At 50.9% G+C, this 19,435-nt stretch carries 26 protein-coding genes; 14 read left to right on the forward strand and 12 right to left on the reverse strand.

Translation table 11 applies throughout. The features are described from left to right. The first annotated feature begins 23 nt into the window (after window positions 1–23). Window positions 24–362: a hypothetical protein gene (locus R6H26_RS18675; RefSeq protein WP_404784536.1), complete on the forward strand. Its 339-nt coding sequence runs from the start codon at window positions 24–26 to the stop codon at window positions 360–362. A 7-nt stretch (window positions 363–369) separates the two neighbouring features. Here R6H26_RS18675 and R6H26_RS18680 read toward each other — a convergent pair whose 3' ends face one another. The 4 genes from R6H26_RS18680 to psb34 all read right to left on the reverse strand — a co-directional run bounded on the left by R6H26_RS18680 (window position 370) and on the right by psb34 (window position 1,939). Next, window positions 370–1,008, reverse strand: coding sequence for a DUF4033 domain-containing protein (locus R6H26_RS18680; RefSeq protein ID WP_404784538.1), 639 nt, complete (start codon window positions 1,006–1,008; stop codon window positions 370–372). Window positions 1,009–1,203: 195 nt separating this feature from the next. Beyond that, complete coding sequence (locus tag R6H26_RS18685) at window positions 1,204–1,440, reverse strand: photosystem II protein, Psb35-related (protein WP_404784540.1); 237 nt, start codon at window positions 1,438–1,440, stop codon at window positions 1,204–1,206. A 71-nt stretch (window positions 1,441–1,511) separates the two neighbouring features. Next, window positions 1,512–1,709, reverse strand: coding sequence for an electron transporter (locus tag R6H26_RS18690; protein WP_404784542.1), 198 nt, complete (start codon window positions 1,707–1,709; stop codon window positions 1,512–1,514). Between the two features lie 59 nt (window positions 1,710–1,768). Continuing rightward, window positions 1,769–1,939: a photosystem II assembly protein Psb34 gene (psb34, locus tag R6H26_RS18695; protein ID WP_404784544.1), complete on the reverse strand. Its 171-nt coding sequence runs from the start codon at window positions 1,937–1,939 to the stop codon at window positions 1,769–1,771. A gap of 309 nt (window positions 1,940–2,248) precedes the next feature. On the opposite strand from psb34, the gene R6H26_RS18700 reads away from it, so the two are divergent. From R6H26_RS18700 to R6H26_RS18710, 3 genes are all read left to right on the forward strand, one after another. Continuing rightward, complete coding sequence (locus R6H26_RS18700) at window positions 2,249–2,461, forward strand: NAD(P)H-quinone oxidoreductase subunit O (RefSeq protein ID WP_404784546.1); 213 nt, start codon at window positions 2,249–2,251, stop codon at window positions 2,459–2,461. A 68-nt stretch (window positions 2,462–2,529) separates the two neighbouring features. Then, entirely contained in the window at window positions 2,530–3,492 is a 963-nt protein-coding gene (gene mdh, locus R6H26_RS18705; protein ID WP_404784547.1) for a malate dehydrogenase, read from the forward strand. A gap of 423 nt (window positions 3,493–3,915) precedes the next feature. After that, window positions 3,916–4,656 (forward strand): HAD-IA family hydrolase, encoded by a 741-nt coding sequence (locus R6H26_RS18710; RefSeq protein WP_404784549.1) that lies wholly within the window; start codon window positions 3,916–3,918, stop codon window positions 4,654–4,656. Here the strand turns inward: R6H26_RS18710 and R6H26_RS18715 are convergent. Beyond that, on the reverse strand, window positions 4,618–4,809 hold the full coding sequence (locus R6H26_RS18715) for a hypothetical protein (protein WP_404784550.1): 192 nt from the start codon (window positions 4,807–4,809) through the stop codon (window positions 4,618–4,620). The genes R6H26_RS18710 and R6H26_RS18715 overlap by 39 nt on opposite strands. 111 nt (window positions 4,810–4,920) lie before the next feature. Here R6H26_RS18715 and R6H26_RS18720 point away from each other — a divergent pair, with 111 nt between their 5' ends. Next, complete coding sequence (locus tag R6H26_RS18720; protein WP_404784551.1) at window positions 4,921–5,643, forward strand: response regulator transcription factor; 723 nt, start codon at window positions 4,921–4,923, stop codon at window positions 5,641–5,643. 2 nt (window positions 5,644–5,645) lie between these two features. Here R6H26_RS18720 and R6H26_RS18725 read toward each other — a convergent pair whose 3' ends face one another. The 4 genes from R6H26_RS18725 to R6H26_RS18740 all read right to left on the reverse strand — a co-directional run bounded on the left by R6H26_RS18725 (window position 5,646) and on the right by R6H26_RS18740 (window position 10,559). Beyond that, window positions 5,646–6,812, reverse strand: coding sequence for an LptF/LptG family permease (locus R6H26_RS18725; RefSeq protein WP_404784553.1), 1,167 nt, complete (start codon window positions 6,810–6,812; stop codon window positions 5,646–5,648). Then, on the reverse strand, window positions 6,790–7,860 hold the full coding sequence (locus R6H26_RS18730; protein WP_404784554.1) for a hypothetical protein: 1,071 nt from the start codon (window positions 7,858–7,860) through the stop codon (window positions 6,790–6,792). The genes R6H26_RS18725 and R6H26_RS18730 overlap by 23 nt, the downstream gene beginning before the upstream one ends. Window positions 7,861–7,941: 81 nt before the next feature. Continuing rightward, window positions 7,942–9,099 (reverse strand): putative bifunctional diguanylate cyclase/phosphodiesterase, encoded by a 1,158-nt coding sequence (locus tag R6H26_RS18735; RefSeq protein WP_404784555.1) that lies wholly within the window; start codon window positions 9,097–9,099, stop codon window positions 7,942–7,944. A 122-nt stretch (window positions 9,100–9,221) separates the two neighbouring features. Further along, window positions 9,222–10,559, reverse strand: a complete 1,338-nt coding sequence (locus tag R6H26_RS18740) for a four-carbon acid sugar kinase family protein (protein WP_404784557.1) — start codon at window positions 10,557–10,559, stop codon at window positions 9,222–9,224. A 356-nt stretch (window positions 10,560–10,915) separates the two neighbouring features. Between R6H26_RS18740 and R6H26_RS18745 the strand changes: the two genes are divergently transcribed. Continuing rightward, window positions 10,916–11,512, forward strand: coding sequence for a hypothetical protein (locus tag R6H26_RS18745; protein WP_404784559.1), 597 nt, complete (start codon window positions 10,916–10,918; stop codon window positions 11,510–11,512). A 204-nt stretch (window positions 11,513–11,716) separates the two neighbouring features. On the opposite strand, the gene R6H26_RS18750 is transcribed toward R6H26_RS18745, so the two are convergent. Continuing rightward, complete coding sequence (locus tag R6H26_RS18750; RefSeq protein WP_404784560.1) at window positions 11,717–11,926, reverse strand: hypothetical protein; 210 nt, start codon at window positions 11,924–11,926, stop codon at window positions 11,717–11,719. 324 nt (window positions 11,927–12,250) lie between these two features. Between R6H26_RS18750 and R6H26_RS18755 the strand changes: the two genes are divergently transcribed. Genes R6H26_RS18755 through R6H26_RS18765 form a run of 3 tightly spaced genes read left to right on the forward strand, consistent with a single transcriptional unit; the run spans window position 12,251 to window position 14,797 of the window. Further along, on the forward strand, window positions 12,251–13,267 hold the full coding sequence (locus R6H26_RS18755; protein WP_404784561.1) for a glycosyltransferase family 2 protein: 1,017 nt from the start codon (window positions 12,251–12,253) through the stop codon (window positions 13,265–13,267). Continuing rightward, window positions 13,264–13,803, forward strand: coding sequence for a serine O-acetyltransferase (locus R6H26_RS18760; RefSeq protein WP_404784563.1), 540 nt, complete (start codon window positions 13,264–13,266; stop codon window positions 13,801–13,803). Before R6H26_RS18755 ends, R6H26_RS18760 begins: the two co-directional genes overlap by 4 nt. Window positions 13,804–13,807: 4 nt before the next feature. Beyond that, window positions 13,808–14,797, forward strand: a complete 990-nt coding sequence (locus R6H26_RS18765) for a glycosyltransferase family 2 protein (RefSeq protein WP_404784565.1) — start codon at window positions 13,808–13,810, stop codon at window positions 14,795–14,797. A 29-nt stretch (window positions 14,798–14,826) separates the two neighbouring features. On the opposite strand, the gene R6H26_RS18770 is transcribed toward R6H26_RS18765, so the two are convergent. Next, the gene (locus R6H26_RS18770; protein WP_404784566.1) at window positions 14,827–15,078 is read right to left on the reverse strand and encodes a Ycf34 family protein; all 252 of its coding nucleotides are present in this window, start codon (window positions 15,076–15,078) and stop codon (window positions 14,827–14,829) included. A gap of 39 nt (window positions 15,079–15,117) precedes the next feature. Here R6H26_RS18770 and R6H26_RS18775 point away from each other — a divergent pair, with 39 nt between their 5' ends. Next, a complete protein-coding gene (locus R6H26_RS18775) occupies window positions 15,118–15,303 on the forward strand; it encodes a hypothetical protein (RefSeq protein WP_404784567.1) in 186 nt (61 codons plus the stop codon). Beyond that, window positions 15,294–15,635 carry a hypothetical protein gene (locus R6H26_RS18780; protein ID WP_404784569.1) on the forward strand — a complete coding sequence of 114 codons (342 nt, stop codon included), beginning with the start codon at window positions 15,294–15,296 and terminating at the stop codon, window positions 15,633–15,635. Before R6H26_RS18775 ends, R6H26_RS18780 begins: the two co-directional genes overlap by 10 nt. Here R6H26_RS18780 and R6H26_RS18785 read toward each other — a convergent pair. Then, entirely contained in the window at window positions 15,616–15,774 is a 159-nt protein-coding gene (locus R6H26_RS18785; protein ID WP_404784570.1) for a hypothetical protein, read from the reverse strand. The two genes, R6H26_RS18780 and R6H26_RS18785, sit on opposite strands and share 20 nt — an antisense overlap. A gap of 29 nt (window positions 15,775–15,803) precedes the next feature. Between R6H26_RS18785 and R6H26_RS18790 the strand changes: the two genes are divergently transcribed. The 3 genes from R6H26_RS18790 to R6H26_RS18800 are packed head-to-tail and all read left to right on the forward strand — an operon-like array spanning window position 15,804 to window position 19,431. Next, window positions 15,804–18,719, forward strand: a complete 2,916-nt coding sequence (locus R6H26_RS18790) for a HEAT repeat domain-containing protein (protein ID WP_404784571.1) — start codon at window positions 15,804–15,806, stop codon at window positions 18,717–18,719. Next, window positions 18,716–18,952: a hypothetical protein gene (locus tag R6H26_RS18795; protein WP_404784572.1), complete on the forward strand. Its 237-nt coding sequence runs from the start codon at window positions 18,716–18,718 to the stop codon at window positions 18,950–18,952. Before R6H26_RS18790 ends, R6H26_RS18795 begins: the two co-directional genes overlap by 4 nt. Continuing rightward, the gene (locus tag R6H26_RS18800; protein WP_404784574.1) at window positions 18,952–19,431 is read left to right on the forward strand and encodes a hypothetical protein; all 480 of its coding nucleotides are present in this window, start codon (window positions 18,952–18,954) and stop codon (window positions 19,429–19,431) included. Before R6H26_RS18795 ends, R6H26_RS18800 begins: the two co-directional genes overlap by 1 nt. Window positions 19,432–19,435 lie beyond the last annotated feature (4 nt).

Genomic DNA, 19,435 nt, shown 5'->3' on the forward strand with positions numbered 1-19,435 from the left:
ACGACCTTTGTAGGGCGATCGCCGTGACCGACTCCGTTAAGATACCAGAAGATTTACAGCAAGAACTAGACGCATTAAGACACGACAACGCCCTTCTGCTGGGGCTGATGGCAGGCGGCTATGCTTATTTTCTACGTCAGTTGATGGTCGGCCATCAACAAGGGTTGAGCCCAACAGCCTGCGAACAAACCATTGTTGACGCCTTAAAACGCGTGCTGTCTACCCAAGAGCGTTTTGGCTGCGAATACTTAGCCGAGATCGAAGCAGCGCTGGCCAACATGACCCAAACCGTTCCCTTGGAATCCTATCTCAAGCAAATTACAGCAGCGCGATCGGACAGCAAACTCGAAAAAAAGCCCTAAGCGGCAATCACTCGCGCACCTTCGGACAAGCCGGGACTGCAGCTGCCGTGACGCACTGCCCGATCAAGCAAGGCTGATGGTAGGCCGCCTCGGTTTCTAGAGGCGGAGGAAGCTGCCCAAACGCCATCTCGCAACTGAGATCTTCAAAATTAGGCGTCATCGTCAGCGGAATCCCAAATTCTTGGGTAAAAAAAGATTGGGTGGGCAACTTACACATGTTGATGCACATTCCCACGCAGCCGCTTTGCTCCAGGTATCGACATTTTTTAATGTGAACCCCACTGCGCTGCGATCTAGGCCGACCGCTCTCGTCTGTCACATCAACCGCCCTAACTTCGCAGGGCCCTACGAGCCACTCGAATAAAACCGTTGCAAACCAGGCATTCAACTCGCAGACAACCTGCGTAGGCGAGAAAAAAGTCCGAATCAGTTTCAAGACTGGAGCCGGCACTAAAGATCTCAAAACGACAGATACGACCTCCTGTTGCTGGGCGGCATTGCGACCTCGCACGATCTGCTGCGACAGATCGACAAAGCCGTCATAGCCAGACTTCACCGTCCCCGTTCCGATGGCGATCGCCATTTTGCGCGAAAACAGCCAAATAAATAACCGATCGAAGAGGTTGTCGTTGTAGCTTTCCTTCACGGGAGTCTCCCAAAGATGTAGCAGGGAAGGGACGCCAACGCTAGAGCGCGGAGCGCTTGCTGGATCGCAGTTCCCCAATCATCTTAACGCTAACCCCCCTTGTCCCACTCGAACAGCGCTCCCCCATCCGCCAAAAATCGCTAGAGCCGAGAAAAACTCGACCCTAGCGATGGTGCTTCGGCCTAGAAATAGCGCTTACTTGCTAGAGAGCGTCGAACTCGTAAAGGCATCTGCAACAACGAAGCCAGGCGTACGCTGGGTGTAATCTGTCTCTTGACCTGTAAAGGATGTCGCAAGTCGCTCGAACGAAGCCGATCGCCAGTTGCGTTCGTGAATGGGCTTGGTCTGTTCGCCTCGGAAGTAGGCTTGAGTGCCTAGGATCGCCGCAGCGGCCCAGCCCAATACAATTACCGAAATTAATAACGTCATCATAATCCTGTCTCCTGAGTTTTCGAGTATTTATCTGAGCGATTCAACAAATTCAACGGATTCAACGAATTCAGCTAAGCCAGCAGTCCTAACTGCTTTCCGTGGTTCTTTGCCAAGCGAATGAGGTTTTGACGGTAGCTACTGTCTACCCCAAAGCGATTGCAGACAGCTGTAATAACCCGAGCGTGAAGGGCGATCGCCTTACCGCGCGTGCGATCGAACGCTTTAGTGCCGAGCCAGTTTTTTAACGCAATCACAATAGGGGCAAACATCGAAATACACCTCTCAATATTTTCATCTGCAATGTCAGTCAACTTTCAGCGGCTGTGCCTTAGCTAACCGCTAGCGCTATACCCAGAAGCGTTCCTACAAAAGCAATGGCCGCAACCCCTTGAATCCAGTATTGGCGCTGCTGCTCGCGCGAAGGAACTTCAGCAAAATAAAGGGTTGGCTCAACGGCAAAGTTATTTAACAGGCCACGTTCGTCTTGGGTGGTGTGCATTGGCTTCCTCGTTCTGCGTTTTGCAGGCTTTGTAAACTTTCATGAAATTAATGTAACAAGATTGTAAAGTTTTGTCAAATAAAATTGACAAAAATCTAGAAACTCTCTCTAGGTCGGGGCTTGGCAAGGATCCGATTTTGCCAGGACCGCAAGATGCTCTAAGTGTCCGACCCATTGCGGCGCGATCTTCTTCAGGGCTGGGGCGATCGAGCGAAAGTAGCGGGTCGAGGACCGAGGGGATCCAATTCAAAAGAACCTTCGCCCTGCGAGTACAATAGAGACTGAAAGCAGCCGATATAACGTACCGCTATGGCTATTAAGAAAGGCGATTTAGTCCGCCTCCTCCGCGAAAAATTTGAGAACAGTATCGAAGCTCAGGCCAGCGATCGCCGCCTCCCCCCCTACGTCTTTGACGGCACCGGGGAAGTGGTAGAACTCAGCGGCAACTACGCCCAAATTAAATTCTTGGTGCCCACGCCTACGGTGTGGCTGGCAGTAGATCAGCTCGAGGCCGTGAAGTAAGAGCGTGCAGCGGCGATGGCGACTGAGCGCTGCGATTCATCCCATCCGAATATCCTGAGACGATCGTCATGACCGCAACCGCCTCATTCTGCTCCCAATCCGCCCTTGTTTCCATTATTGGGGCAGGCAATGTCGGCAGTACCCTAGGTCAACGCCTCGTCGAAAAAAACCTGGCCGATGTCGTTCTGCTCGACGTTCAGCCCGGACGCCCCAAAGGCTTAGCCTTAGATCTGATGGAAGCCCGCGGTGTCGAACGACACGATCGCACCATTCTCGGCACCGACGACTATACCCAGACCCAAAACTCCGACCTAATTGTCATCGCTGCCGGAATTGCCCGCAAGCCCGGCATGAGCCGCGACGACCTGCTCAAAATCAACGCTGGTATCGTCGTGGATGTGGTGAAACAGGCGATCGCCCATTCCCCCGAGGCGATCGTGCTCGTAGTGACGAACCCCCTCGACGTCATGACTTATCTGGCCTGGGAAGCCGCTAAAATTCCAAGCCATCGCATTTTGGGAATGGCTGGAGTGCTAGATGCTGCTCGATTTGGTACCTTTATTGCCCTAGAGCTAAACGTCTCGATCGTAGACGTCAATGCGATGGTGCTGGGCGGCCACGGCGACTTGATGGTTCCGCTACCACGCTACTCTACCGTCAGCGGCATTCCCATCACAGAACTCATGAGTGAAGCCACGATCGAACGTTTGGTGGAACGCACCCGCAACGGCGGAGCCGAAATTGTCAGTTTGATGCAAGCAGGTAGCGCCTACTTCGCGCCAGCGTCCTCCGCCTGCGCCATGGTGGAATCTATCCTCTACGATCGCGCGCGCATCTTGCCCGCTGCCGTTTACCTCAATGGAGAGTACGGACTTTCCGACCTGTTCATCGGCGTTCCGGCTTGCCTGGGTCGCGGCGGGGTCAACCAAGTTTTGGAGCTAGAACTCTTAGATCGCGAGCAACAGGCGCTCCAAGCATCCGCAAATGCCATTCGCCAAAGCATTGCAGATGCTAAAGCACTTTTAGGTTAATTTTCCCGTCGCAGCGCCCAGACGCGAGCCTTAAATTTTACGCTAGGATTTGCTGACTGCATTCCTGGACCTGCGATTTTTTCCATAGAAAGGATGTGCTTCTATGGCAAAGCGCAGCCCTCGCCAGCGACAGGCGTGGTTGTAACACTGATATCGAATGACGGGAAAAACATAGCTGATCGCGCGCTCGATGGGTTTGCGATTCGCCCGGTGGAGCGGCTGCTTACAAGAAGGGCAGGGTGACATAGTTGACTCTTTATTAGGTGCAATTGGTCATTGAGCCTAATCGATCCCCTCTGCGATCCCCATTCTACTCCTAAGGGGTAAAAAACGACAAAATAGGATGCGGTACCGATCGTTTGCCGGATTTACGGCAATAAATGTTTACGCTTTAAATTGGATCTTAAAGTTGAGTTGCATTGAATGAATCTTCCTCAAACCATTTTTTTTGATGCCGTGGGGACCCTGTTCGACGTACGCGGAACCGTGGGTGAAATCTACGCTCAGTTTGCACGTCAGGCCGGAGTTCGTGTCGATCCCCAGCAACTCAATACCGCTTTTATCCAAAGTTTTCGAACTGCGCCCCGCGCGGCCTTTGCAAACGCGTCCCCCCAAGCATTGCTCCGTTTAGAGTACGAATGGTGGCGCGCGGTGGCCTGTCAGAGTTTCGAGACCGCGGGCGCGCTGTCAGGGTTGGAAGATTTCGACGCATTTTTCCAGCCTCTTTTTACCTATTTCGAAACGGCAGCGCCTTGGATTTTATATCCAGAAACGTTAAAAAGTCTTGAAAGAGTTAAGGCCCTTGGCATCGAAACGGCCATTATTTCAAACTTCGATAGCCGTCTTTATGCCGTGCTTCAGGCCCTAGAATTGGATTCGTGGTTTCAATCCATCACCCTTTCAACTCAGATAGGCGCGGCAAAACCAGATCCTGCCATCTTTGAGGCGGCCCTCGAAAAACATCGGGTTCTGCCGACCCAAGCCTGGCATGTGGGCGATAGCTGGACCGAAGATTACGCAGGGGCTACCGCTGCCGGTCTGCGGGGAGTATGGCTCAATCGCAAGGGTGCCCAACCGGATTTAGGCGCGCAAGCGATGGTGGCTGCGCGCTTGGAAATTTCCGATCTAGCGGCGTTGGAGGGAATACTGCAGGCCCAAAGCTAGACCCATGAGGATTGCGGGCAATAACACTAAAACCATTGCGACGGTCGGGGTTTTGGGTATTGCCAGTTGAGGCCCGATGGCTTTAATGGCGAAGGAAATGAGGCCCGAAACGATGACTACTTTGCCAATAAAGCGATAGCTGCTGGCTTGCACGGTCGAATCCCTTTACGTTCGTTGGGTGTTGGATGAGCGTCTCAAAACACTTATCGTAAAATTATCGTATGGTTTCTGGCTTCAGGGACATAGAGGGCGATCGCCAAGTTTATGGCTATTCTTCTGGTAGATGACGAAGTTGAACTCACGGAGCCGCTCTGTCGCGCGCTCAAGCGAGAGGGCTATGCCGTAGAGGTTGCCTACGATGGCGAAACGGCCCTAAAAATGATTTGGCAACAGCAGGACGATGCAACGCCCTACGAACTGCTGATTTTAGATTGGATGCTGCCCAAGCAGTCGGGGATCGAGCTGTGTCAGAAGGTGCGATCGCGAGGAGATACCACTCCCGTCTTATTCTTAACCGCTAAAGATACCCTCGACGCGCGGGTGCAGGGATTAGACGCAGGTGCGGATGATTATTTAGTAAAACCCTTCGAGCTTCGGGAACTGCTCGCGCGGGTACGGGCGCTTCTGCGGCGGGGCGAGCTATTGGGGCTCAAAAACGGCGGCGGCGATATCATTCAAAATCAGCGCATTGTTGCCGAAGGCTTGGAACTAGACATCGAAAACCAAGTGGCCTACCGCAACGGGCGCGCGATCGCCCTATCAGAGAAAGAATGTCGGCTGCTGGCCTTTTTAATGTTGCACCCGCAGCTCCTGACCCATGAAGAAATTTATCGAAATGTGTGGCCCCTTGAGGAAAAACCGACCAGTAACGTCCTAGCGGCCCACATTCGGCTCTTGCGCCGCAAAATCGAAGATTCTCAGGAGCTGCCATTGATTCGCACCATTTATGGAAAAGGATATCGGTTTGGCACAAATGCCTCAGAATAACTTCAGCGATTGGCCTGATAGAGCAGCCTTCCCCCAATCAGAAAACCTGCAATGGTGGGGAGCCAGGCCGCAATAAAAATTGAAAGCACGCCCGCTTCTCCCAGCGATCGCGCGATAAACGAAACGGTATAGTACCCAAAAATAATCGCGAGACTCAGGCCAAATCCCTTCGAACTGGAACGCTGCCGTTGCTGTAGTCCCAATGCCGCGCCCACCAGCGCAAACACCACGCAAATAAAGGGAAACGAAAGCTTCGTCTGAAGTCGCACCGCAAGCTGGCGGGCATACTTAACTTCCCCCGTGCCTTTAATCAAACGCCAATAGTCGTAGGTATCGACAATGCTCATTTCATCGGCAGAGCGAGTCTCGGTGGCTAAATCGAGCGGAGCGCGAGAAAGGGGAAGCGTGGTTCTTTCAAAAGTATCGATGGCCTGATAGGTTTGGGCGTCGGCGCTCAGAGCGTAGGCCGTTCCATCGAGCAAATCCCAGACTTGGCTTGCAGGGTTCCAATGGGCCGCTTCTGTAACCAAAATCTGAGTCAACATCCCTTGGGTGAAGCTCAAAACGGTCAGATCCTGCATGAGGTCGCCATCGAATCGTCGGGCATAGAAGACTCGCGATAGCGAATCGCGCTCGAATTCCCGATAAAAAATATTTTTATCTCGAAAGGCCGGTCTGACTTCATGGAGCGCCCGATCCATCAATTGCCCCGCTTGAAAATTGGCGGCAGGCACCACAAACTCCCCCAGGGCAAAGGTCAGAAACGTCACCCACAGCCCCAACAACAACCCCGGCACCGCTAGCCGAATCGCACTCACGCCAAGGCTGCGAAACGCTGTAATTTCGTTGGTTCGTGCCAGGCGGTTATAGACTACCAAGCAGGCCAGCAACATCGCCATCGGCAGCGCTAAAGCGAGAAAACTAGGGACTTTTAATCCCAAAACCTGGACCGCAACCGATAGGGGAAGACCCTTCTCGCTGACTTGGCGCAGCAAATCGAAGAGCGATCCCAATGTCAAGCTAATACCCAGAAACGCGCTGACGCCAAATAAAAACGGCATCCACAGCGCTTTGAGCAAATAGCGATCGAGGGTTCCCCAAGTCAGGATATAGAAGCCTGGATCGGAGATGTCCCAGGAACCCGTATCAGGGGGTGGTATCTGGGTCATGAACGTCAGTCAAAACCTTAAAGCGGATCGAGACTGGATGCAGGTTGCTGTCTCCAGACCCCCATTCTAGTTCTAGCGTGTCGCCGGTCAGCTTCTCCAGCGACTGCAACAGCTTTCGAAGGTGGGGAGTGCTCGCGCCGCTATCGACATAAAGGCGTTCGGAGAGTTTGCCCAAGCGCTTCCAAGTCGTGTGGAGCTTTGCCATGGTCTGCTCGAGTTGGGCGGCCTGATGTACCAGATCGGCAGCCGAGTTGAGACAGCCCACGCGCAACGCTTCTTCTAAGGCCTGCTCCAGATCTATCCCGCTATCTTCCAGGGCTTGGACGTGGGCTGCCGAGTCTAGATACTTGGCTAAATATTTAGCCTCTGCCGTCACCTGCTTGAGGGTTTCGACGTCAGGGGTTTCGGATAGCTCTGCTTGCAAAATGGTTTGATGTTCGGGCGGGAGTTTTTCGAGTTCGCGGGCAAGGGGCGCGAGGTAGCGGCTGGGAATCGTATTGTTGGCAGCCTTGGTTTTAATTTCTGCTGGAATTAACCCTGAAGACATTGCGGTCCAATCATCGGAGAGCTGGCGCACTTCGCGGCGAGTAATGCGCTTGCCATCGCGGGCTGCTTCAGTAATCAGCTGCTGCACTTCTGGCTCGGCCTGAGCGGTTTCTAAAAAAGCCGACTTGCTAAAGAGATTCATGGACTCTAGTTCTAGCGTTCCAGCACTGAGGAAGCCGTCGGCGTTGGTTGCCAGCTCCATCAGCCGATAGGCCTGAGTTTTACTAATTTCGTGATTTTGCAGCCAGTTAAGAAAACCAACCCCTCGACCTTCGCCGCCCCGCTTTTCGCGATCGCGCACTGCTTTGAGAATGCGCCCGCGCCAAATTTCGGTCTGGAGGTCAAAGCGATCGCAAACTTGCCAAACCGTCTCAACCTGTTCTAAAAAGTCATGGTCCGTGATCGCATCGTTGTCGGGATCGGGAAGCTGAAGCTGTAAATTATCTGGACTTGTCGCGAGGGGATGAATCAGGGTAGAAGGCAGGTCTGAAACAGAAGCCATAGCCAACAGCAACATATTGAGTAGGGACGCTTCATTATGCCACGTCTTTTAGGATGGCTGCCGATCCGGCAGGTACGATTGTCAACCCTTCAAACTGCCAGCAGAAGTCGAAACAGTTTCTTGCCTGCGTCCCAACCAGTTGGCCTGCAGCACATCCGTCGCATCGTCTACCGAAAGGGGGCGGTCGAACAAAAAGCCTTGGGCTGCTTGGCAGTCTAGCGATCGCAGCAAATGAAGTTGCTCTCGCGTTTCTACCCCTTCTGCCATCACCACGAGATTGAGACTCCGCGCCAACGAAATCGAAGATTGAACCATTTCAGCGGCTCTCTCATCGAGACCGAGCTCGCGAATGAAGCGCCGATCGATTTTTAAGATATTCAAAGGCAACTGCTGGAGTTGCTTCCGAGGAATTCTGCTGACCCCAAAGCGATCCATAGCAGTTTGAACGCCCAGCGCTCGCAACGAGCGCAATACCGATGAGGCAGCGGAAAAATACTGCATGACTGTCGCTTCCGAGACTTCTATTTCAAGCACCTGAGGCTCTAGCTCCGTGTCGCTTAAAATGGTCTGAATCATTCTTGCCAAATGGGGATGATAAAACTGCGGTGGAGAAAGGTTGATCGAGATGTTGAGCGGATGCAGTCCCATACGATGCCATTGTTGGAGCTGAGCGCATACCGTCTTAAAAACCCATTCGCCAATTGAGAAAATCAGATCGCTTTGCTCTGCTAGAGAAATGAATTCCAATGGATAAATCAACCCTTTTTCTGGATGCTGCCAGCGCAGCAGCGCTTCCATACCTATAATATCGTTGGTCTCAAGCTCGAACCTGGGCTGGTAATATAGTAAAAATTCACCTTGTTCCAGCGCTCGCAGCAGATTTTGCTCCGACTTAAACGATCTGGGAAGCTCAAATTTGGTTCTTTTTTCTAGCGGTTTTAAGTTCTGCAATCCCTGCTTTTTAAGATGGGTAAGCTCGGCAGGTTCGGATTCGGAGGGGTTGACCCGCCCGACGTGAATGGATATTCCCTCCCAATCGCATCGGTAATAGCTGCACTGAAACCGCCCGATGGGGAAAAACAGCAACCTCCCCCAGAAGCGATCGAACGCACTGCGTTTTACCCTCGCCAAGGCATACCCGCATTGAGGACAACTCGCTCGGTTCAACCTAACAAACAGCAAGAAGCGCAGAATTACTAAAGTAATACTGATGATGAAGCCAATCTTTAGCAGAACCATATTGTTAAGAGAGCGACGTTGAGAAATTAGAGCGGACTTAAAGCGACTACCTTTGAATTTTGTGAATTTTGCTGTACGGCACCCTCCCCCAAACTAGAAACTTGTTTAAAGATACCCCTTGTTTAACAGATATTCTGCTCGTAGGCCACATTGAAACGCTGATAAACAGTCGTTAACCCGCTCTCATCTCCGACATTTCCCGGAAACAGAACCACAGGCAGATTTGGGAATAGGGGATGTTCCGAAGCAGTTTGCACGACCGAACAGCCGGGGACGATCTGACCTAGCAGACGTGCAGTTCGAAGATTCAACCCCGTACTCAAGACATCGTTGGATGTAATGCCGCCTTTACTGACCAAGTAACCAATGTCCGCCGGCAATCCTTTCACAATATCCATCAACAACGCTGAAACCATCTCGCCAAACTGAAGCCGCGTTTCCGGTTCTGCAAACTGAAGTTCTTGACGGCTGGTATACACCACTGGGGTTTGTCCTCGTTCGCGATGCATCTGCACTGCTGCGATGGTTTCTTGAAGCAAGACTGGGTAAGCATCGGCTCGATCGTGCAGTCGGCCTACTTCGACTTCAATACCCGCAATGCCCTCCTGCTTCAGCAGATGCGCGAGTTGCTCGGTGGTCTTTTGGACGTGAGAGCCAACCACAAAAGCACCTGCCTTTCCTCCTCGCACGTACTGGGCCATCTGTTCTGCTGCGATGGGTTGAGGGGGGAGTTGTGCCAGCGCTGTCAGCAAACTGGCGGCGCTGCGAAATAAAAAGCGTTTGCCGGCGGCGGCAGCGGTCAATACGTCTCGCGCAAATTTATCTAAATCCTCCTGCTGTTCTGCATCCACGGCAACGCACGAGTTGGAAGCCAACCCCATCAGCCGCTCTAAACAACCTGACTGCAGGTCCGCACGCAAAAAGCGCTCTACGCGCTCGGCGGGAATTGCGCCTGCCGTTTTCTCTGCCACGTAGTCGGGTAAATAGCTAGACCTGTAGCCAAACACGGAATCTTTAGCAAATTCGGTTTCGTGCACGGGTGTGGGTACCCCGTCGATCGTTAGATAGTGAACGCTATTTCGGGTAATCCGTCCGCCTTCGAAAAAGGCAGGCACTAAAAAATGAGCGTCAAAGGGTCCCAAACACTCAGCAATGACGTCGGTTTCGATGGGGTAATGCCCTCGCAAGGTCGAGTCGGAACGGCTCACGACCAGAAAATCTGGGATGGACTCGGCGGCGATCGCCACTTTCAAGTTCTCGCAAACCTCTCGAGTGACCCGAACTGCCGCATCGGGCGCTAGGGCGCGGGTATTGGTCAGGATGAAAAAAATTGGAGCGGCATCGGTCAGGCCGATGCGGAGGGTTTCAACATCCCAGCGCGTCAGGAGCAAGCAACTGTGAACTGTCTGGGATCCGGTGGGATCGTCGTCGAGCACGATGATTTTGGGCCGCTGCGTCATGGGTTCTGTACCAGTTGAAGGGGAAAATCGGAAGAGAAAGATCGCAATCTCTCGCAGGTGCAGAGATCCCCATTATTTTAGGGGGTTCGGGGACGCTCGAGCGCTTCTGGGAGATAAGTTGGCAAGCCGTGGAGGCCGAACAGAACGGGCGGACTCTCACGCGCGGCAATCGCTCCCCATAAATGGACTCCCCATGAATGGGACGCAGGTGAAGTTTACTAAAGGCTGAATTAAGTCTGTATAAAACTTAGCCATTTTGTTGAATTTTTAGGGGGTATGCAATAATATCTCTGCTAAGTAACTTTACTCAGGTCACTGAGCATAAACTTACAATCAGATAGAGTAGGACAAAAATAATGAACCGTTTTAAAGCAACCTTAGCCATTGCAGCATTTAGTATTTTTGCGCTGACCGCCTGCGGTGAAGAAGCGACAAAAGTAACTGAAGGTGCCAAAAACGCTGTGGACCAGACGGCCAAAACCGCGACCGAAGGCGCTCAAAAAGCGGGAGAAGGTGCCATAAAAGCGGGAGAAGTTGCGATGAAGACCACGACCGAAGGCGCTCAGAAGGCGGGAGAGGGTGCCATGAAGGCTGCTGATTCCGCTAAGGGTGCGGCCACTGGCTTAGTCGATAAGGCAACCACGGGTGCAGCAGGTTTGATGAGTTTGAAAGATAGCATTCCAGGGCTCAAGGACGGTGCCGCTGCTGCCCTGACTGCTGTTAAGGCAGGCGATTTTAAGACTGCACAAGCAGAAGCCACCAAACTCCAAGAGTCTTGGGGAAAAGTTAGCGAAATTGTTAAAGCCCGCTCTGGGGGAAGCTATGACAAAATTAGCGCTACGCTCAAGACGGTCCAAACCGAATTGAAGGCGCCAAGTCCAGACAAAGCTAAAATCATGTCCGACCTTCAGTCGCTTTCAACGGAAGTGAAGGGATTGGTGGCAATCAAGTAGTAGTAGTTCGTTTCGTTCGTCCGCCGACAACAGACAGGAGGGGTTGGGGGAATAGACCTCCTCCTGGATTCAGAAACGAGCCTAATTCTCAAATAGCGCGGCGCTCCAGCAAAAAAGCTGCCGAAAGACAGCAGCTTGGAAAAATTTCAGGGAAACGCGCGTAGCGCTAGGCAGGGATCCTTTAACGAATGACGAAGGGTCGAATTAATAGGCCAGGGTTTCGAGAGTCTGACGCAGGTACAGTTGAACCATAGCGTCCAGCGTTCCTTCAGGACTCTTGGGTTCGATTTTTCGATCTAGAACCCAACGCTTGAAGCCCGATGTATTAGCGATCGCCTGGCTGAGTTCGCACCAGTATTTTCCGTCTGCTCGAAAGGCTGTAACTTGAGGAGAGATCGTCTTGTGCTGAGTCATAGTTTTTTTCCGCTCAGAACATGAAAGAGTTTGAAGACGTAACCCTCACCTAAGGCCGCTTGCAGGCAGAATAATAGACCTGCTGAATCGCGCTTAGTGGTAAAGGATACTTTTAAGAGTGTAGACAACTCTTCACCATAATACGACCATACTAAAAAACTGATTTGACGTTTGTTGCTAGGGATACCGAATTTCGATCTTTGGAAAGGCAGTCACGGTAAAGGCTTTTTGACTCTCGTACCTGGGAATAATACACTCGCAGTAGCGCAACCTAGACTCCCGTCTTGAGACTTCTGTCGAGTGCCTCCCATAATAAGCAAATCCATGCCGAAAGACGCGTCCGAAGGACCAAACAGCACCGATCGAGGTCCGCTCTCTTCTCCGCTTTGGGTCGCGATCGTCAATTACAAAACAGCCGCTTTGACGTTGGATTGTTTGGCCTCCCTCATTGCGGAGCATCGACGCGGTCTCAAAATGACAGCTGTGGCGGTGGACAATGCGTCTGGAGACGGTTCTCTAGAAGTTTTGCGCCAAGGACTCGAGGCGTATCGAAATCCCGATTGGATTCGCTTGGAGCAATTGCCCAAGAATGGCGGGTTTGCCTACGGAAATAATGTCGTGCTCCGTCAAGCGCTGGAAGCGCCACATCCTCCCGACTATATTTTGTTGCTGAATCCCGATGCCACCGCGCGCGAAGGGGCGATCGCCCCGCTCGTTCGTTTCTTGAACGAGCATCCTAAGGTGGGGTTGGTCGGCAGTCGCCTAGAAGACCCGGACGGGACTCCCCAAACCTCTGCCTTTCGGTTTCCCTCTATTTGGAGCGAGTTAGATAACGGACTGCGTCTGGGGATTGCTTCTCGGTTGATGGGGCATCGGCGCTTAGCCTTGCCGATCGCGGCGGAACCCCACCCTGCGGATTGGTTGGCGGGCGCCAGTCTGATGATTCGCCGGGAGGTGTTGGAAACAGCCGGGTTATTTGACGAGGATTATTTTTTGTATTTTGAAGAAGTCGATTTTTGCCATCGCGCCCAGCAAGCGGGCTGGGAATGCTGGTACGTGCCCGAAAGTCGGGTGGTGCATTTGGTGGGGCAAAGTACGGGGGTGACGGATACGCGGCGATCGCCCCAACGGATGCCGCAGTACTGGTTTGAGTCGCGCCAGCGCTATTTCCTAAAGTTCCACGGCGCGCGCTATACTGCCATTGCCGATTTGCTGTGGATGGTCGGATTTGCCCTTTGGCGGGTGCGGCGCTGGTTGTTTCGCAAACCAGACTCCGATCCGCCCTATTTTCTGCGGGATTTCTTCCGCAATAGCATCTGGGTCAAACGAGGTCAGTCGTGACGGATTCCTCCCGCGAACCCCTAGGACTGTGGGCGCAAATTCGCGAAGATTGGGTGGCCCACGGTCGGGACTGGACTAAGCCGGGCTTTCGGGCTGTCGCAACCCATCGGTTTGGTGCGTGGCGAATGCAGGTGCAGCCGATGGTCCTGCGCGCGCCGCTGAGCCTGCTGTATCGCGCGATCTATCGATATATTCGGAATGTGTATGGGATTGACTTACCCTATACGGTGCAGTGGGGGCGGCGCGCTGTCATCGAGCACCAGAGCGCGATCGTGATCCACGGTCACAGTCGGGTTGGAGATGACTGCATTTTGCGGCAGGGCGTCACGCTGGGCAATCGCTATCTGGATCGGCCTTTGGAGGCTCCAACCCTGGGCAATCGGGTGAATGTGGGGGCAGGGGCTAAGATTTTGGGCGGTGTTACCCTCGGCGATGATGTCAATATTGGGGCCAATGCGGTGGTGCTTATCGATGTTCCGGCGGGCCAAACGGCGGTCGGTATTCCGGCTCGGATCTTGAAGACCCAGGATGCTTGATGCGATGGAAAAGGTCTCCCAGTTTGGCATTGTGGCGATCGGTCGGAATGAGGGCGATCGCCTGGTGGCTTGTCTCAAGGCGGCGATCGCGCAATCGCCCTTCGCGGTCTATGTGGATTCCGGTTCGACAGATGGCAGCGTGGAGAATGCGAGATCCCTTCACGTTGAAGTTGTAGAACTGGACTTGTCCGCACCGTTTACTGCGGCCCGCGCCCGTAATGTCGGATGCGATCGGTTGCTGGAACGATATCCCCACCTGGAGTACGTGCAGTTTGTGGATGGGGACTGTACGTTGATCGAGGGATGGTGCGATCGCGCTTTGGCGATCCTGCAAGCCGATCCAACTTTGGCGGTAGTATGCGGGCGGCGACGGGAGCGATTTCCTCAAGCCTCAATCTTTAACGCGCTCTGCGACTTTGAATGGAATACGCCCGTAGGAGAAGCCCTTGCCTGCGGGGGGGATGCGCTGATGCGGGTGGCTGCTTTCCAAAAGGTGGGGGGGTATGCACCCTCTCTGATTGCTGGGGAGGAGCCAGAGCTATGCTTCAGACTGCGGCAGCAGGGCGGACGGATTTTAAGAATCGACTGGGATATGACTTGGCACGATGCCCAAATGCTGGCATTTTCTCAGTGGTGGCGACGGGCAATTCGGGGGGGCCACGCGTTTGCGGAGGTGTCTTGGCTCCATCGCCGCGATCCTGAAGGGTTTTGGCAGCGAGAAAGCCGCCGCATTTGGCTTTGGGGTGCAATTGTCCCGTTGCTGAGTTTTATTTTGCTGCCCGTTACGAATGGCTGGAGCGGGTTGCTCTGGCTCCTCTATCTGCTCTTGGGGTTTAAAACCTACCGCCATGCTCGATGCCAAGGTTCCGTTTCCCTTGCGTTTTACTATGGAGTATTTTGCACGCTGGCAAAATTTCCAGAACTTCAAGGTCAGCTCCGGTTTCATCTGAACCGATTCAAGGGCGATCGGAGTGCTTTGATCGAATACAAGTAACGCGCGCTCTGCAAGAACGCTAGCGCGTACTAGGTAGGAATCAGTTCTCCAGGTCGGAGTTTGGCCCACTTGCCCATCTCGGCTTTGAAGCTATCGCAGCCCACTACATCCCACTCCAACTGAATTTCTTCGGCGGCGCTGGTGCGGATGTTGACGTTAATGGTCGGGTTTTGCGGTTCGAAATGAGGGGTTTCGGTCAGGTGCGGCTGTTGGTGTTGACCTTCAACGGCGTGATAGGTCTGGCAATCATCAACGTAGTGACAGTTAATGCAAATACACATGGGTTGAATCCTCGTGGGGATGGAGTCAAGGGTCGTCGGTTGGGCGACGTTGTACTGCGTACTGCCACTCTAGCGCATCTGTTGGGAATGGTTGCAGGGCGATCGCCTTTGCCAACGCTCCAGTTTTTGCCGCGCTGGCTCTGGCAATTGAGGGGAGGGCGATCGCGGTTCTTAATGATGCCCTCGCAAGAGATGACCGTAAAGGTTATCGCATTTTGGGCCTAATTCAGATTGCTGAAGCAGGCTTAGAATGGAGAAAAGGTGGTCACGGAGCACGTATGACGACTGAACAGTTATTACTGGAAAAATGGCGATCGCTTCCGCGAGAGAAGCAGCAACAGGTATTGGATCTTGTTGAAACGTTTTGCGGGGAGCAAAAGTCGCAAGATCCTGTGGCTTCCTATACGCCGAAAACATTGTTGGGAAGGCGGTTGAAAGAAATTCGGGCCGAAATTTTAGCCTCTGGCGAACCGCTTCTAGACTGGGAAGGTATTGAGCGCGAAAAAGCTGAAAGAAGAGGAGGATATCAGGGGCACATTATCCAATCTTCAATTTAGTTTCGGCGATCGCAGTTCTCAAGCAGACGAGGGGCGATCGCATTACCCACGCTTCGGACGGATTGGGGCGATCGCTCCAGTACTTGAAAATCTTGAAATTGGACGCTGTATTGGCAGACTGCGTATTATAGAGACACACCGTTCGAGTGGCTTTTACGCCATCTTTGCATGATTGAACCTGGGGATTTTCAGCCCTATATCCAATCCATTCTCGATTCTTCACATAAAGATGGGGATTGGGGCGATCGCTATATCCTCACTCAGGCGGAATTGCCGCTACGGGTGCAAACCTATGAGTCATCCTCAAATGATCTAGAGCAATCCCAGTCTACAGAGAAAAAACAACGAGAACAGTTTGCTGTACTGGATGGATTGCGAAAATATGCACCGGAACAGGCTTTGCTGGTGGGTAAACCTGGTTCGGGGAAATCGACGGCATTGCGGCGGTTGCGATGGGAGGAAGCGAATCGATGCGCTCAGGCCATTGAACAAAATCAGGAGGCGATTCCGCCAATTCCAGTGTTGCTAGAGTTGCGTAGTTTGGGCGGCTCGGTGTTGGAATTGCTTCGAGAGACTTTGGAATGGAGTGGGGTCGATCTGGAGGAAAGGGCATTAAAGGCGCTATTGCGAGAGAAGCAATTTTTGCTGCTGTTGGATGGGGTGAATGAGTTGCCGCATGATGCGGCACAGAAGGCAGTGAGTAAGTTCAGGCAGTTGTGTGCTTCAGCGAGGGTTCCACTGATTTTCACAACGCGGGAGTTGGGTGCAGGATTTGATTTGGGCATTAGTCGCAAGTTAGAGATGCTGCCCTTATCTGAGCCTCAGGTTCGGGAGTTTGTGCAAAAACAGTTGCCCGAACACGGGGATGTTTTGCTGCGGCAGTTGCAGGGACGATTACGAGAGTTGGCGGAAACGCCGCTTTTGCTGAAGCTATTGTGCGAGGTGTTCCGACACAATAAGCATCAGGTGCCTCGGAGTCGAGGCGAGTTGTTTCGTCTGTTTGCGCGGGACTACGACCAGATTAAGCCATGGGATACAGTCGCAGCTTCGCCAGGATTTCGAGAGTTTCGGGATGAGTTGTTGCGAGAGTTAGCGGCGGAGATGATGCAGGGGGTGCAACCGACGGGATTGCGATTGCAAATTAGTCGCGATGAGGCGGAGCGGATTCTAGAAAAGGGTTTGGCTGGTCGGGTAGAAGCGGCGGGGCAAAAGGCAAAGGAATGGCTGGAGGATCTAATTAAATATCATTTGTTGCAAGTGGCAGCAGACCCGAACCAGATTGAGTTTCATCATCAATTGTTTCAGGAATACTATGCTGGGGAATGGCTTTTTTTACAGTTAAAAAGCTTGAGTGATGATGAACTAAAGTACCAATATTTGAATTATTTAAAGTGGACTGAGCCACTGGCAATGACTTTCTCTTTTGTGGAATTTGAGCAGCAAGCTGAGCATCTAGTTCAACTAGCGCTTGCAATCGATTGGAGTCTGGGAGCACGACTGTCAGGAGAAGTAAAAACAGAGTACCAAGAGAAAACTACTCAGTTGATTCAAAAATTAAAGACTACTACGCTTGTAAAAATTGCCTTGCTGGAGAAAGCTCAATCAGAAAAGGTGCTTGACAGCTTTCGAGAACTGCTGACGCACACTGAAGTAAATATTCGCAGAAGAGTGACTTGGGCATTAAAGAGTATGCCTGAAAGCAAAGTAATTCCTCTAATAGAGACTGCCTTGAAAGATTTAGACTCAAGAGTTTGCGATGATGCAGTTCACGTCATGAAGCAATTAAAAAGCTTGCAGCCAGTGTCACTATTAGACAATGTCTTGACAGAAAATTTCTCTGAAAATTCTTGTATTCAAGCAGTATTTACATTGCAGAATATTGCAAGCAAAGAAGCAATACTTACATTATTAAAGACAACTTTACATTCAAGACATAATGTAAGAGTTATGGCAATCGAAGCACTCAAAAAACTATGCAGGGAAGAGGTTATATCAACTTTAGATATGGCTTTAGCAAGTGAAGATCCATTTGTTAAAGTTAGCTCCGTAAAGATGTTTATAAATCTGGAGGACGAGACAGTAGCTCCGTATTTATACAAAGCTCTATTGGATTTAAATGAAAAAGTAAGTATGGAAGCAAGAAAGGGATTAAATCTAATACAAGAAAAAGCTATATTAAACGTGCAAAAAAAGATAGAGTCTGCTCGTATTGATCCAGAATTAAAAAGAAGAAAGACGATTGAGCGACATATCAAAGATGTGGAATTTGGAAATTCTATACAGCAACGGAATGCAATGATAAGCCTATATTGCTTGGGTGAGGATATACTACCAATAGTAATAAAGCACTTAGATAGTCCAGATATCGATAAACAGTTTAACGCATGTAATATGCTCTCTACTCATCTAGTGAGAAGATTTCCTGAAAAAATAAATATATTTAAAAAATTAATTCCAAAATTACTTAAGATTCTTGAAAATAGAGAAGATTCTCTACCTCATGCAGACGCAGCATCTGTGTTGGGACAAATCGGAGATCAAACGGTGTGTCCAAATTTATTGCAAATAATGAAATACAAAGAATCTGATACTCGAATGGAAGCAGCAAATGCACTCGTGAAGTTAGGTTGTCAGGATGTAACACAAGATTTATTTGCAGCAATACAAGATCCTGGATTTTCTGTCCAAAACTCTGCTGTTCGAGGACTTGGAGTTCTTCAATGCAAAGAAGCGATTCCAAAGCTGATTGATTTATTTGAGGATTCGCTTATTGAGACTTCAGTATATGAAGCATTAAGTCAATTCCATGGAAATACTGCTGCTGAATATCTACCCAAGCTGGTTGAACTTATTTCAACTCAAGCAGGCGAGAAGATATTACAAGCAATAGCTATCATCCAATCTAACTGTAAATTTTATGATTACAATATTGCTAAATCTTCTCCACCAGAAAAAAATATTAAAAAGCTAAAAAGAGGAGTTACATATATCAATATTAATTCCCCAAAAACTCAAATCTTTGAGCAGGTCGATAATTATATCGAAAATAATATTAATCATAAGGATAGGAAGTCAAAGCCATGACTCAAGAACTCCTGCAAAATATTGCTACTGAAATTCAACTCTTCAACACGCTAGAGCAAAAAGAAAATTTTCTCATTATTCTGGGTGCTCTCACAGCGCGGCTCATCAGCCTTAAGAAAGCTTCAGAAGTCCTAAACCTTGAACCCGAAGCCTTCCTGCAAATATTAGATCTAATGGGTATTGAATTCTCCTACCTGACCGAAGATGATATTGCTGCCGAGAGAACCTGGTAATGAAAGTTGTCCTCAACACATCGCCACTCATTTTCCTGACTCGGCTAGAACTGCTAGAGATCTTTCTTTCGCAATCGGGAGAATACTTCACGCCCCAAGCTGTTTTCGATGAAATACAAGCCAAAGAAGACGAGGTTAGCCTGTCACTGAAAAAAATTTTTGCCAACCAGAAAATTGAGATTAAACCAATCCAGATGAGCGTCTTAGCCAACAGCTTGAACCAGCGCCTAGGACGCGGCGAATCCGAAGCAATGACCCTCGCCCTAGAACTCAACGCCAACTACATCATTCTGGATGACTTCGCCGCTCGACGAGAAGCCAGTCGTTTAGGTTTACAGGTCAAAGGCACTTTGGCAATCATCAAAAAACTCCACCAAGAAGGGCAAATTACGATTGACAACCTAGAAGACCTGTATCAACGCATTATCAGTATTGGATTTCGAGTCAAGCGCTCAATTTTCGACGATATTTTTGCATAGGAGC

Source organism: Altericista sp. CCNU0014 (assembly GCF_044923475.1).
Classification (GTDB): Bacteria; Cyanobacteriota; Cyanobacteriia; order Thermosynechococcales; family Thermosynechococcaceae; genus JAAURS01.

Coding starts and splice junctions, on each gene's coding strand:
- R6H26_RS18685 (WP_404784540.1), bottom strand. CDS start 1,440: ATGATGACGTTATTAATTTCGGTAATTGTATTGGGCTGGGCCGCTGCG.
- R6H26_RS18690 (WP_404784542.1), bottom strand. CDS start 1,709: ATGTTTGCCCCTATTGTGATTGCGTTAAAAAACTGGCTCGGCACTAAA.
- psb34 (WP_404784544.1), bottom strand. CDS start 1,939: ATGCACACCACCCAAGACGAACGTGGCCTGTTAAATAACTTTGCCGTT.
- R6H26_RS18700 (WP_404784546.1), top strand. CDS start 2,249: ATGGCTATTAAGAAAGGCGATTTAGTCCGCCTCCTCCGCGAAAAATTT.
- mdh (WP_404784547.1), top strand. CDS start 2,530: ATGACCGCAACCGCCTCATTCTGCTCCCAATCCGCCCTTGTTTCCATT.
- R6H26_RS18710 (WP_404784549.1), top strand. CDS start 3,916: ATGAATCTTCCTCAAACCATTTTTTTTGATGCCGTGGGGACCCTGTTC.
- R6H26_RS18720 (WP_404784551.1), top strand. CDS start 4,921: ATGGCTATTCTTCTGGTAGATGACGAAGTTGAACTCACGGAGCCGCTC.
- R6H26_RS18725 (WP_404784553.1), bottom strand. CDS start 6,812: ATGACCCAGATACCACCCCCTGATACGGGTTCCTGGGACATCTCCGAT.
- R6H26_RS18730 (WP_404784554.1), bottom strand. CDS start 7,860: ATGGCTTCTGTTTCAGACCTGCCTTCTACCCTGATTCATCCCCTCGCG.
- R6H26_RS18735 (WP_404784555.1), bottom strand. CDS start 9,099: ATGGTTCTGCTAAAGATTGGCTTCATCATCAGTATTACTTTAGTAATT.
- R6H26_RS18740 (WP_404784557.1), bottom strand. CDS start 10,559: ATGACGCAGCGGCCCAAAATCATCGTGCTCGACGACGATCCCACCGGA.
- R6H26_RS18745 (WP_404784559.1), top strand. CDS start 10,916: ATGAACCGTTTTAAAGCAACCTTAGCCATTGCAGCATTTAGTATTTTT.
- R6H26_RS18750 (WP_404784560.1), bottom strand. CDS start 11,926: ATGACTCAGCACAAGACGATCTCTCCTCAAGTTACAGCCTTTCGAGCA.
- R6H26_RS18755 (WP_404784561.1), top strand. CDS start 12,251: ATGCCGAAAGACGCGTCCGAAGGACCAAACAGCACCGATCGAGGTCCG.
- R6H26_RS18765 (WP_404784565.1), top strand. CDS start 13,808: ATGGAAAAGGTCTCCCAGTTTGGCATTGTGGCGATCGGTCGGAATGAG.
- R6H26_RS18770 (WP_404784566.1), bottom strand. CDS start 15,078: ATGTGTATTTGCATTAACTGTCACTACGTTGATGATTGCCAGACCTAT.
- R6H26_RS18790 (WP_404784571.1), top strand. CDS start 15,804: ATGATTGAACCTGGGGATTTTCAGCCCTATATCCAATCCATTCTCGAT.
- R6H26_RS18795 (WP_404784572.1), top strand. CDS start 18,716: ATGACTCAAGAACTCCTGCAAAATATTGCTACTGAAATTCAACTCTTC.
- R6H26_RS18800 (WP_404784574.1), top strand. CDS start 18,952: ATGAAAGTTGTCCTCAACACATCGCCACTCATTTTCCTGACTCGGCTA.